The following is a 13,107-nucleotide window of genomic DNA, read 5'->3' as shown; positions in this document are numbered from 1 at the left end:
TATTGTCTTGTTTTAAAACGTTTTTATATTTTTTTCCACTTTAAAGGGGCCCCTCATGAAGCTTTTGAGCGGCCCATTTTGTATCTTTATCAACGAATGTTTTTCTTCTTGGTCATTGCAAGCAAACGATAAAAATTATAATGTCTTAATGCACTAAAGCTCCCATTAGTTGAAAATGACGATATAATCTTAGTGGAATGATTGTATTCGAAAAAAGGAGGTTCAGTTATATGAATATTTTAATTTTGGGTGCAACTGGACGAGTTGGGGGTCAGTTAGTTACTTATGGTCTGCATGACAGGCATCATGTTACAGTTTTAGTTCGCACTCCAGACAAGATTGGAATAAACAATGCCAATTTAACCATCATTCAAGGTAATGTTTTAAATAAAGCTGATATCGTTCGTGCCATGCATGGGATTGATGTAGTTATTAGTGCGCTGAATACTGATGGGACAACCACTTTATCAGCAAGTATGCCCCTAATTATCGAAGCGATGGAAAACGAAGGTATACGACGAATTATAACCATTGGAACAGCAGGAATCCTGCAAAGTAGAACACCCCCAAGTTCTCTGCGTTATCAGTCAAGTGAATCAAAGCGTAAGTCTACCCGCGCAGCGAAAGAACATCATAAAGTTTACGATATGCTTAAACAATCAACACTTCAATGGACTATTGTCTGTCCTACGTATTTGCCCGATGGAGAAAGTGTTGGTACATATCGTGTAGAAGGTGACTTTTTGCCAGAGGATGGGGTTGAAATATCCGTGCCGGATACAGCAGAATTTGCATTCAGCCAAATAAAAAGTAGTGATTATTTAAAATCACGTGTAGGCATTGCCTACTAAAAATTCCAATTAGCAATACTCCCCTTTGAAAAAATTTTGTTTAATCTTAGATGAAGTAAAGAAACCATCACGTCCGCTTAGAAAGCCGGTACAATTTTCGTAAATTCACACAGTCAGCTGAACCATTGTCCGGTTTCTTTTGGGCGAAGATCTCGCCCGTACCTTCCTTTACAGTGTGCTATATTTCCCCTCCAAAAACAGCCACATTCTGCCGGTCGTGAGCAAACGCTTCCCCGTTCCATTTCAATACGGTCAGTACAAATCCCAGTGAGTCGGCATTGTACCTCCCCGCGATCCTCTGATACGCTTCGAGCTCATATATGCCATCCCTATTGTAATCAACCGGATATAAACCAGATAAAGGATTGACCCACCCTTCTATTGGCGCCTTCAGTACACCATCCTTGTTATATATCTCAGATAAATAGTCCTTATCCTTATAAGTAAGATCAAGAATGTACCTTTCTTTTAGGTAATAACTGTTCACCTTTGCTTTGTATTGGTTTTCATAATTCACATCGTATTTATAGGTTTCATTGAATGTATCTGAATTAAAAATGGTCATGAGTTGACCGTTACGATCTGAAAAAACATACGCATAAATGGAACCACCGCTTCCTCCTGTATCAATGACCACTAAAATGTCATCTCCCTTATTACCTGTAAAATCACCAAGAAAAAGGGTCGGATTATATCCTGCGTTATTTTTCATGGGAACTTGTTGATATTGATGAGTCCTCCCATTTTGGATAACCAAAGTTAAATCCCTCCAAAAGGGGCTATCAGGGGTTTTGTTTCCAGTAAGAAAAACATTGTCCTTTATCCCGTCCCCATCAATATCGCCTTGCTTTGAGGTCACTATGACCGTTCTGTTGGAGTTCATTTCCCTAGAAAGAACAGTTTGGAGGTTCATTTGCATGTCTTGCAGTTCCTGCCTTGAAGGATAAGGATTTGGAAACGACAGGGCGTTATCAATCGTTTGCATTGCTTCACTTGTTAACCCGGCCCTACTTTGAGTCTCAGCCAAACAGTACCAATAATAAGGATGATTCGTTTCTTGTATTTTTGTGTAATAGTAATGAATCACTTTTCTGATGTCATACGTATCCAACTTCATCCCACCTGTCTCTTTATTTACAATATAGAATTATATGCGGGAAATAAGTGAATAGCCTTGAATGCATATTTATTGTCCTTTTCAAATAAAGCCAATAATTATGAATGAATGAAGAATTCTGTTGCAAAATACCTTTATATAAACGTATTCGCTTGCATATATTTATTTAATTTGCTATTATAACTGACGAACGTTCGTTAAATTATGAGGTGATATTATTGAAAAGTAATGAAATTAAGGAAGCTGCTCTAAAATATTTCACGATTCATGGTTATGAAGGAGCTTCGCTTTCTCAAATAGCTGAAGAAGTCGGCATGAAAAAGCAATCCATTTACGCTCATTTTAAAGGCAAGGATGATCTTTTTCTGCAAGTTTTACGTGATGCGAAAGAGACGGAGCTATCTTCGAAACTCCAATATTTCAGTAAAGTTGATTCAAAAAATCCTGAAAATGATTTATACGGATTCCTACAATTGGTCATCGATCTTTTCCAAAAAAATGAGCATATAAAGTTTTGGCTGCGTATGTCCTTTTTTCCGCCAGCCCATCTTGAAAAAGAAATCGGGCAGGAAGTCATGGATATCGAGGAAAAGGTGCAGGCGATTCTGGAATGTAAATTCCATGATTGGATCAATGCCAAATTAATCGTCGAAGATGCAGCCATAACGCCGACCTATGCATTCTTAGGAGTGGTGGATTCCATTTTGCTTGAGCTTGTATACGGCAATGATGAGAAACGGCTGAAGGATAAATTAGCAGCCTCTTGGAAAGTGTTTTGGAGGGGTATTTCGCAAAAATGATTTACAAAGAAAGTGGTGTTAAAACATGAATAAACCAATTAAAGAACAAAAGGCGGTATTAATTATTCTTCTAAGCAATATATTCATTGCTTTTCTGGGAATTGGACTCATCATCCCTGTTATGCCGTCATTTATGAATATCATGCATTTATCAGGAAGTACGATGGGCTATCTGGTTGCCGTATTTGCGGTATCACAGCTTATTATGTCACCATTCGCAGGTCGTTGGGTTGACCGTTACGGCAGAAAGAAAATCATCATCATCGGCTTATTCCTTTTTGGAGTTTCAGAACTGATCTTCGGTGTAGGGACAAACGTATCGGTGTTTTATTTATCAAGGATCCTAGGCGGAATCAGTGCCGCCTTTATCATGCCAGGTGTTACTGCATATGTTGCGGACATTACATCAGTTCAGGAACGGCCAAAAGCAATGGGCTATATTTCAGCTGCCATTAGCTTAGGCTTTATAATAGGTCCCGGAATCGGTGGCTTTATTGCAGAATATGGTATTCGCTTGCCCTTCTTCCTTGCGGCGGGCATTGCTTTTTTAGCTTGCCTTTCATCAATATTCATTTTAAAAGAGCCAATGACAAAGGAACAGCTTGCAAAAGTTTCTGCTAATACAAAGCAAACAAACTTTATGGGAGATTTAAAAAGATCACTTAATCCGCTTTACTTTATTGCGTTCATCATAGTATTTGTACTCGCTTTTGGTTTATCGGCCTATGAAACTGTTTTTAGCCTATTTTCTGATCATAAATTCGGCTTCACGCCGAAGGACATTGCAATTATCATTACAATAAGCTCTATTTTCGGAGTTGTTGTGCAAGTATTTATGTTTGGAAAACTGGTAGATATCCTCGGCGAAAAGAAGCTTATCCAATTATGTTTAATCGTCGGTGCAATTTTTGCGGTAGCTTCCACTATGATCTCTAGCTTTTTGGCAGTTCTTGTGGTAACCTGCTTCATCTTCCTTGCATTTGACTTGCTTCGTCCGGCATTGACGACATTTTTATCAAAAGCTGCCGGGAAAGAACAAGGATTCGTTGCTGGTATGAACTCCACCTATACGAGCTTAGGGAATATCGCCGGGCCATCTATGGGAGGATTGCTATTTGACATAAACATCCACTACCCTTATCTTTTCGCTGCTGTCATCATCGTCATTGGCCTCGGTATTACAGTCATTTGGAAAGAAAACCGATTGGCAGAAAGCTTAGCGAAATAATTAAAGTCACTCTTAAACTTGAAAAATGATATTCTAAAACCCCTTGTCCATATTGGGCAAGGGGTTTACTTATCAAGTTAAATTACTTTTAATTAATCTTTTAAGAACGGGATTCTTAATGCCTTCGTATTTTTGCTCATGGTAGCCGCTCCAAATTGATTCTGAATTTATATCGATCTGCCCGGTAGACAGATCTGACAAGCCCAAGTGGTTGATTGGTATCCAGGGTACTTCTTCGTTCAATCAGCAATACAGGGGCACCTTCGACTACCTCGAGCATTTCCGCCTCTTTTTTTTGAGCGATGGCGGCTTCAATTACCTGTCTGCCATGCTGGATTTTTAAGCCAAACGTTTTTTTTACATAGTCATGAATGGTAGTTACGGCTATTTCTTTCGTTAGATCCAGGGCAAGATCTTTTGAGTGAAGCGAAGGGCAGATTACTTCAAAACATCGGGGGCATTGGAAATGTAACTATTATGAGCTCTCCGCCAAAATCAACGGGTAGGGAACTGTTTGGCAAACAATATGTAGTAAATCTATTAAAGATGTTTGAATCACTTCCCAGTCATGATATTTTAGCAACAGTAACGATGTTTACAGCAAAATCCATTGTGGAGAACTATCGAAATTACATCTTTCCCAAAACTAATATAGAAGAAGTGATCATTGGCGGAGGGGGCAGCTACAACAAGACGTTATTAAATATGATTCAGTCACTGCTTGGAAATTCTATTCAAGTCTTGACTCAAGAAGAGTTGGGAAACTCTTCTGAAGTTAAAGAAGCGGTGGCTTTTGCATTACTTGCAAATGAGACTTTCCATGGTAATTACAAGTAACGTTCCCAAGGCCACCGGTGCTGACTTCGATGTCATTCTTGGAAACATGACCTTCCCTCCTTCATATCTGAAGGAACGTAAAAATACTTTTTAACAATCGAAAAAGAGTAAAAGGCACATCGATATTTGATGTGCCTTTTACTCTTTTTTTGAATGCCTGAAGACTCTTCTGTTTTATTTACTGGCAAGCTGCATGGATACATACTTCACTTCTAAATATTCATCCATGCCATAGTGTCCCCCTTCCCTGCCTAAACCACTTTCCTTCATGCCTCCAAATGGTGCTTGGGCTGTGGATGGGGCACTGTCATTAATACCGACAATCCCATATTCAAGGCTACCCGAATAGGCAACTGCCTTATTTAGTGACTCGGTATACACATAAGCTGCCAAGCCAAAAATCGTGTTATTGGCTCGATCGATCGCTTCTTGATCGGTTTTGAATGTACTGACTGGCGCAATTGGCCCAAACGTCTCTTCCTGCATGCACAGCATATCATCCGTTACATTGGAAAGTATGGCTGGTGCGATAAAATAGCCTTGTTTTTCATCGACTTTTGAGGTTTTATGGATGATAGCCCCTTTACTTGCAGCATCCTCTAATTGATGCTGAACTTTTTTCACTGCGGCTCCATCTATCAATGGACCAAGATCGGTTCCTTCCATTCCATTTCCAACCTTCAAAGTTAAAACGGCTTCTTCAAAAGCTTGTAAAAACGGCTGTTCAATTGCCTCATGGACGAATATCCTGTTCGCACAAATACATGTTTGTCCAGCATTCCTGAATTTCGATTGAATCAAACCTTTAACTGCTTCTTCGATGTTCGCATCCTCAGCGATGATAAACGGAGCCAATCCACCGAGTTCAAGCGAGACTTTTTTTACTGTCTCTGCCGCCTTTTTCATTAGATGTTTCCCTACAGGAGTGGAGCCGGTAAATGTGATCTTTTTTACACGTGAATCATTCATCCACATATCTGATACATCACCCGGCTTTTGTGTAGTAACAATATTTATCACACCGGCCGGAATGCCTGCTTCATGGGCACATTCAACCAATAGCAAAGCGGTCAAAGGCGTTTGTTCCGCGGGTTTGATGACCACCGTACATCCCGCAGCAAGGGCTGGCGCCACTTTCCTCGTGATCATGGCGGCAGGAAAATTCCACGGGGTAATGGCAGCAACGACACCGACTGCCTGCTTTTGCACTAAAATACGCTTTGAAGCAACGGAGGCTGGTATGATTTCCCCGTAGTTACGCTTTGCCTCTTCAGCGAACCATTTCACGAAACTAGAAGCATATTTCATTTCACCTTTTGCCTCTGTCAATGGCTTTCCTTGTTCCAGTGTCATGATCGTTGCGATTTCATCCAGCCTGTTCTCAATGATCGTGTACCACTTCTCAAGTAATTCCGCCCTATGATATGCACTTGTTTTCGACCAAGTCAGAAAGGCAGCTTGAGCTGCATCGACAGCAGCCTTTGCCTCTTTTTCGTTAGCGTCCGGAACATAGCCCACAGGCTCCAATGTTGCTGGATTTTCCACTACAAAATGACTTTCTGTATGAATAGGTGCGCCGTTTATATAAATAGGCCATTTTTCCACTACTTTTTTCATCCTGCTTTAATCTCCTCTTCTTCTGCATGATCTGTAAAAGTCTTATCATTCTCTCCCTTGAAAAAGTCCTTGTCATATAGAAGGGCACATAATAGAATTCCTGCTGCAAACGCCATTCCAGCACCTTTTATAACAAGGATGGCAGCGACGACCCCTGAAATTCCCAGGTCGCGTTGGCTCTTCGCCTGCATCACACCGACGCGAACACTAACATATCCTTGTACCAAAAGCGTCAAGGCCAAGGCAACACCGAGAATTGGTTCCACCAAGCTGACTACCGGCAATAAGAATAACCCTGTATTCGTACCCCAACGGAACGAGCCCGCACCGCCGAAGAACGAATTCATGGCTTTCTTGCCATTCTTGAACCGATCAACGACCACGACCTGCATGGCTGCCCACAACGGACCGCACATTGTTATATCAGGTCAGATAAAACTCATGATCACATTGCGGCCACCAAAAAATTAAATGAGCTCTGTTTGGATTATAGTCCACTTTTTCATCCTCCCTGACCTCATCGGATTCAGAAAGCAGCGCTTTTGTTTTGAGCACATCCCCGAATACGACCAAATAAGTAGCAAAAACAGCTGGAATCGCACTTAAAAAGAAGGTCAAGGCAGGAAAACCTAAACCGAAAACAGTATAGTCTGACCAAAGCGTAGCAAAATCAGGACTGCTGAATCCCCATTGGATATCAGGCCATTTTGCTTCTCCAAAAATAGGGGCTACAAAGACCGCAAGCAAGATTGCTGGCAATATCCCTAAGTTGCCTATGAATACCCAAGCTTTATTTCGCATTTTTAATTTTCCAAAACTTTTCGAAAAAAGCAGATAAAAGGCAAAGCCGATACAAATGCTTATTGTATAAGGAAATAAATCAAACTTTCCGCCCACTTCAAAAATGGAAACGACAGCACCAATACCCGCTCCTAAAATGATGCCTGATTTGATTGATTCGGCACTAATCGAACGACCTTACTCGCAAGTCCAGTCATTCCCAGAAATATCGATAAAATACCTAATGTTAATTGAAACGCAACCAGTGCATATACCCGATCAGGCCCTTCCGGAAATTGCCCGACGAACACATACAAGCAATGGAACAGCAGGTGTAATCCAACCTGGTATAACTGGGTCGCCGAGTAAATGATGTGCCAAGTATAATAATCCATTCAAGACAACGACGGCTAGAGCCACATCAAAAGGCATACCCAGATGGTCTGCAAGCAGTGTAATCGCCCCAAGATCAACTGCACACATCAATAAGCCTTGAACATAGTCGGGCCATTCAAAACGATAATGGACAAATGGCAGTCTAATTTTAAAAGGTCCCGCAGGTATAAACGATGTCTCTTCTCCTTAGCGACGTTTTTTCCATTTCATATTGTTTCCCCCACTTAAAAGCCATAGGCTGACCGGTAAATTTTTTCGATATCCCGGACGTTTAATGCACGGGGATTATTGCGAAGTAAACGGACTTGTTTGATGGCCTCAGCAGCCATTTCACTTAAAGCCGATTCAGGAATGTCCAATTCACTTAGTGACTGTGGTATATCAACATACCGACATATCCTGGTCATCGCTTCAATGGCTTTCTCCGCTGCCTCATCATCATTTAAATGATTGACTTTCTCTCCAAGTGCTTCAGCAATGTCACGGAACCTTTCCAAACATGCAATTTTATTCCACTTCATGACAAATGGCAGTAATAAAGAATTGCTGACTCCATGTGATAAATGGAAGCGGCCTCCAAGCGGATATGCCAGGGCATGGACAGCTCCAACTCCGGCATTTCCAAAAGCTAACCCTGCCATTAGGCTACCAGTGATCATCGCTTCCCGTGCTTCCAAACTATCTGGCGCAGCATAAGCTTTTGGTAAATTTTTTGCGATTAACTTCATCGCCCCAATTGCCAAGGCATCCGTAACGGGCGAAGCAAATTTGGAAATATAAGCCTCGACCGCATGAACAAGTGCATCCACTCCGCTCGCAGCAGTAACACTTGGCGGGCAAGTCAGTGTCATGACGGGCGAAACTATCGCTACATCCGGTAAAAGATACGCACTTACAATTCCCTTCTTAACCTGTTCTTTTTTGTCCGATAAAATTGAAATATTCGTCACTTCTGACCCGGTTCCGGCCGTCGTCGGTATGGCTATTAAAGGTAGCCCTGGAACTTCAATCAAGTTCGTGCCGAAATATGACTCGATGCTGCCCGAATTCGTGGCCATGACGGAAGAGGCTTTCGCAATATCCATCGCACTGCCACCGCCTACCGCAATCAGTCCATCATGTTTTCCATCCCTGATTGACCGTACACATTGCTCAACGATTTCAATTTCCGGTTCAGGATTCACATCCGAAAAAATACCGTATTCAGTAGAAAGTAAATCCTCAACCTTTTGCACAACCCCAGCACCCACTAAAATTTGATCTGTAACTATCAACGGATTCTTCATCCCTAATCGCGTAACCTCATCAGTCAGCTGTTGTAAAGAATTTGATCCTGTCACCAATTTGTTAGCCATTGAAAAAATAGAAATATTCATGGTTATCTCCCCTTTCATGTATTTACTAATGCAGGAATCATGCCAAAGTGAAAACGCTTAATTTTTTAGGGTGGATAACCTTTTTTTCATGCGTGACAGCAGAAACAATGAGTAAAAATCAAATCAGAAAAACTAATTCGATTCGTTTTCTAATCGAATGTGAAATTTTTTCATTTTTTGCACCAAAGCGCTTTGACTGATATTCAAAGAGATGGCAGCGGCCCTTGTAGTCCCATATTTCTTCATCGCATTCAGGATCAGGGAACGCTCCAGCTCGGAAACGGCTTCCTTCAATGAATGTGTTGTTGTTGGTTTTTTTGATAAGACCGGCTGGATGAAAGATGGTAAATTAGGCAAATCAATCGTATCATCATAGGTCGTGACGACCAGTCGCTCTGCAAGACTCGCAAGCTCACGTATATTGCCAGGCCATGAATAGTTCGTCAGCCATTCATAGCATTCCGGTGTCATCTTTTTCTTTTCATTATATTTTTCATTGAATTTTTTCAAATACATTTCCAAAAGTGGGATCGCTTCTTCCTTTCGCTGACGTAAGGGCGGGACTTCAAAGGATACGATATTAAGCCGGTAATATAGGTCTTCGCGGAAAGATCCTTCTTGAACGAGGGAGGCCAGATCGCGATGGGTGGCTGTAATTAACCTGACATCCACCTCTTTCATTTCGGTAGAACCCACTCTCATAAACTTGTTTTCTTCCACCACTTTCAAAAGTTTTACCTGTAGCTCTAAAGGTAAATCCCCAATTTCGTCCAAAAATAACGTGCCACCATTCACTTTCTCGAAAATCCCCATTTTCCCATTCTTAAGTGATCCGGTGAATGCCCCTGGTTCATATCCAAAAAGTTCAGATTCCACCAAGTTTGCTGGGATGGCTCCGCAATTTAATTCAAGGAAAATCTTTTCTTTCCTGGAGCTTTTGCCATGTATGTACTTCGCGATTAAACTCTTCCCTACTCCCGTTTCCCCCTGTAACAAGATCTTCGCATCCGTTTTAGCTACTTTATCAGCCAGTTTGAATAAAGGAGTTGTAGAAGGCCCGATGATTATTTCCTGCAAATTCACCTGTTCCGAACCAGGCAATAATTGAGAAATAGGTTGGAAAGATAACTTTTGGCTGTCAATCGTGTACTTCATCCTGATTAATTCCGTAATATCCCTAACACTATTTATGACAAATATGACTTCATTCTGTGGCGATAGAATAGGTGTGGCCGATACGATAATCTTTCTTCCATTTCGAATTCTTTGCGTCAATGTAACTTGATTCTTCGTTCGAATGGAGTCCAGTGAAGCAGAAACGGATATCATGCCTTGCTCAATTAAATAACTCATCGGTTTTCCGATAATTTCCTCTTCTCTTATTCCAGTAATACGCTGATAAGCTTGATTGATAAACAATGTCGTTCCAGCACCATCCGTGATATACACGCCATCATACAGGGCATTAAATACAACCCTGCATAAATCACTCTCGAAGAATGCTTGAAATTGTTCAAATGGTATTGAGTAATTCCGTAAATTTTGCAGCGGTGCATTCACAGTAATGAAATGAGAAATGGGCTTCGTCAAATCACTCTGCTGCACTGCCGCAGATAGCGCCTCTATTGTCAAAAATCCGATGAAATCATCTGTATCATTCAAAACTTCAACTTCAGTGCTTCCTATCGGAAAACTTGATATCGCTTCCTCCACTGTCATATCCGAATAAAATTTAGTCATCATTCTTCACTCCTAACCTCATCCCTTTATGATACTATGTACTCAACCAAAGACACAGAGAATAAGTGTTACAGCGGTAAGAACATATTCAGTCCCCATATGCTATTTCTGATTAAAAGCGATAAATATGCATTGGAATGACACTTTTATCATATCAATGGTGTTTTTTATGCTCAAATCCATTTTCACTCATCAAAGGAAAACTCCCCCTTTTGTTGCATAGGAAGAAAAACTGCGAAAAAGCTAAATTCTTTTGGATTGTTGAACTCTCCGTTATTTATAGCTTAAGAAAAATTTTTTGAGTGTTTTAAAAAGTTTCTCTCCAAAAAACCAAGCCGTATTTAGAATTACGTTTCAGACTGTAGGCAAACTCGATGAAAATCGAGTTTGCCTACAGTTTTTTTGGCTTGAACAATTTGAACGTTGATTTCGCTCCAGGCATTCGCTTTCCGCGGGCGGTCCGGGATCCTCCTCGGCTTGCGCCTGTGGGGTCTTCCCTTGGACGCGTCTTTCCCGCAGGAGTCTCGTACACCCGCTCCAATCAACTTGTTTTAACATTTAGATAGAATTCTTTCGCCCACAGTCTTTTTAAAATAGAAGGATTAAAACCTGAGATGTTAAGGACGCTTTTTAAACATATTTCTATTCAGCGAAATCAACTTGAAATATTACTTTAGATCAACTAATGCCAGCCAACCATTTGGTTCGTAAAATTAAGGCTGCCGTTGATTAAAAGGAAATTTAAAAAGGGGTTCGGAATTTTTTATTTCCGCACCCCTTTTGTTACAAAATGAAACCTAATCCGTATTTGGATTAGGCTTTTGGTTTGAAGAAAGAAAGTAAGTTGCTTCCTCTCTAATCAGATGATTAGTTTGGAAACCAGCCGACAGGTTTTACATCGAGATTAATGTTGATTTGTTTAATTTCCTGGTATTCATCCAGGCCGTATTTGCCTAAACTGCGTCCAATCCCGCTCTGTTTGTAACCGCCCCATGGCGCCTCGACATATGTTGGATAATAATCATTTACCCATGTGATGCCTGCCCGTACCTTCTTGATCACTCGCAATCCTTTTGCCCCATCGTTAGTGAAGACACCGCCTGCAAGGCCGTAGTCTGTATCATTTGCAAGTTTAATAGCTTCTTCTTCACCTTTAAACTTTTGAATGACGACGACTGGACCGAAGATTTCCTCTTGTACGATGCGCATGTCAGGTGTTACATCGGTGAATACAGTCGGTGCAATGAAGTATCCTTTGTCAAGTCCGTCATCAACATGACGGTAACCGCCTGCTGCAAGTGTCGCACCTTCCTGTTTGCCGATTTCAATATAGTTCAAAATGCTTTTCATTTGCGCTTCGCTGACAATTGCCCCCATGTTGCTGTCTTCCGCAAGACCTGGTCCTACTTTGATTTTATTTGCGCGTTCCACATAGCGTTTTACATATTCATCATAAATACTTTCTTCAACAAGAATGCGGCTACCTGATGAACATACTTGGCCTGCACCGAAGAAGATGCCGAATAATCCGTAATCGACGGCCGTCTCTAAATCCGCATCTGCAAAAACGATGTTAGGTGATCAACTGATCAACATGGCAATGGAACAATACAAATCATTAAAACTAGCGGCAAAGGTATTGGAAGTCAGCCAGCCGACGATGAGCAGGAAATATAAAAAATTACGTAATAAAATTGAAGAGGCACGCTTTTCACCAGTAAATAAACGGGCCATTTTAGAAGAACAAATAAATCAACGGCTTCGTTCCGTTGCCGCTGTAACCGCAGCTATCATTCCAGCTGAAGAGGTTATCAGTCTGCAGAAAAATATGAACCGGCAAACTTCCTATTCCCAGAAATTAAAACAAAAACTTACCATGATTCAAGAAAAGGAAGGCGTAATTGAATGGGTCTTTATATTTACCATGACGGAGGATGGACGTCTGATTCACCTCGTTGCAGACAAGGGCTTTGTCATTGAACCGGGGGAAGAATATATTGGTCCCCCGGAAATGGTTAATGTCGCTTACCAGGCGTTTAATGGTAAAGCGGGTGTTACTCCCATATACGAAGACAGGTACGGTGAGTGGAAAACAAGCTTTGCGCCAATCATTGATGATGACGGCAATATCGTTGCCATTGTCGGATGTGATTACAGCAAAGCCTATTTCAATTCGGAAATGCAACGTCTCCGTAAGCAACTCAATATACATGTTTGATTTCGGGATGCAGTATCAAACCGTTTGGGGACTAAAGTAAAAAAAAGCTGATGACAGGAGCCGTTTTGAACGGGCTTCTTCAGTCAGCTTTTTCGTTATTATCTTAACATATACATCATGAACGTTATGAAGGAATTAAAATGGCAA

Annotated in this window: 9 protein-coding genes and 3 pseudogenes; 5 read left to right on the top strand and 7 right to left on the bottom strand. The window is 41.1% G+C overall.

The features are described 5' to 3' along the window. The first annotated feature begins 230 nt into the window (after positions 1–230). Positions 231–851, top strand: coding sequence for an NAD(P)-dependent oxidoreductase (locus tag J7E52_RS22230; protein ID WP_214750560.1), 621 nt, complete (start codon positions 231–233; stop codon positions 849–851). 178 nt (positions 852–1,029) lie between these two features. On the opposite strand, the gene J7E52_RS22225 is transcribed toward J7E52_RS22230, so the two are convergent. Then, on the bottom strand, positions 1,030–1,770 hold the full coding sequence (locus tag J7E52_RS22225; protein WP_286198021.1) for a VCBS repeat-containing protein: 741 nt from the start codon (positions 1,768–1,770) through the stop codon (positions 1,030–1,032). A 416-nt stretch (positions 1,771–2,186) separates the two neighbouring features. Here J7E52_RS22225 and J7E52_RS22220 point away from each other — a divergent pair, with 416 nt between their 5' ends. Together J7E52_RS22220 and J7E52_RS22215 are read left to right on the top strand one after the other, a co-directional pair. Then, positions 2,187–2,768, top strand: a complete 582-nt coding sequence (locus J7E52_RS22220; RefSeq protein ID WP_214750558.1) for a TetR/AcrR family transcriptional regulator — start codon at positions 2,187–2,189, stop codon at positions 2,766–2,768. A 25-nt stretch (positions 2,769–2,793) separates the two neighbouring features. Beyond that, the gene (locus J7E52_RS22215) at positions 2,794–3,996 is read left to right on the top strand and encodes an MFS transporter (RefSeq protein WP_214750557.1); all 1,203 of its coding nucleotides are present in this window, start codon (positions 2,794–2,796) and stop codon (positions 3,994–3,996) included. Between the two features lie 136 nt (positions 3,997–4,132). Here J7E52_RS22215 and J7E52_RS22210 read toward each other — a convergent pair whose 3' ends face one another. Continuing rightward, the gene (locus J7E52_RS22210; RefSeq protein WP_309476925.1) at positions 4,133–4,369 is read right to left on the bottom strand and encodes a UTRA domain-containing protein; all 237 of its coding nucleotides are present in this window, start codon (positions 4,367–4,369) and stop codon (positions 4,133–4,135) included. A 50-nt stretch (positions 4,370–4,419) separates the two neighbouring features. Between J7E52_RS22210 and J7E52_RS22205 the strand changes: the two are divergent. After that, positions 4,420–4,927 (top strand): annotated as a pseudogene (locus J7E52_RS22205) (anhydro-N-acetylmuramic acid kinase); the annotation flags it as partial. A gap of 80 nt (positions 4,928–5,007) precedes the next feature. Here the strand turns inward: J7E52_RS22205 and J7E52_RS22200 are convergent. The 5 genes and pseudogenes from J7E52_RS22200 to J7E52_RS22180 all read right to left on the bottom strand — a co-directional run. Beyond that, positions 5,008–6,450, bottom strand: coding sequence for an NAD-dependent succinate-semialdehyde dehydrogenase (locus J7E52_RS22200; protein WP_214750556.1), 1,443 nt, complete (start codon positions 6,448–6,450; stop codon positions 5,008–5,010). Further along, positions 6,447–7,794: pseudogene (locus J7E52_RS27300) on the bottom strand (hypothetical protein). The gene J7E52_RS22200 and the pseudogene J7E52_RS27300 overlap by 4 nt, the downstream one beginning before the upstream one ends. A gap of 56 nt (positions 7,795–7,850) precedes the next feature. Next, the gene (locus J7E52_RS22190) at positions 7,851–9,002 is read right to left on the bottom strand and encodes an iron-containing alcohol dehydrogenase (RefSeq protein ID WP_214750555.1); all 1,152 of its coding nucleotides are present in this window, start codon (positions 9,000–9,002) and stop codon (positions 7,851–7,853) included. A gap of 132 nt (positions 9,003–9,134) precedes the next feature. Then, complete coding sequence (locus tag J7E52_RS22185) at positions 9,135–10,745, bottom strand: sigma-54 interaction domain-containing protein (RefSeq protein ID WP_286198002.1); 1,611 nt, start codon at positions 10,743–10,745, stop codon at positions 9,135–9,137. Positions 10,746–11,609: 864 nt separating this feature from the next. After that, positions 11,610–12,323 (bottom strand): annotated as a pseudogene (locus J7E52_RS22180) (aldehyde dehydrogenase family protein); the annotation flags it as partial. Positions 12,324–12,336: 13 nt separating this feature from the next. Between J7E52_RS22180 and J7E52_RS22175 the strand changes: the two are divergent. Beyond that, complete coding sequence (locus J7E52_RS22175; protein ID WP_214750554.1) at positions 12,337–12,960, top strand: cache domain-containing protein; 624 nt, start codon at positions 12,337–12,339, stop codon at positions 12,958–12,960. Positions 12,961–13,107 lie beyond the last annotated feature (147 nt).

This window comes from Bacillus sp. ISL-34 (assembly GCF_018613325.1).
Lineage (GTDB): Bacteria > Bacillota > Bacilli > Bacillales > DSM-1321 > Peribacillus.
Note: the sequence above shows the minus strand (reverse complement) of the source record. Positions and strands in the feature narration are given on the sequence as shown.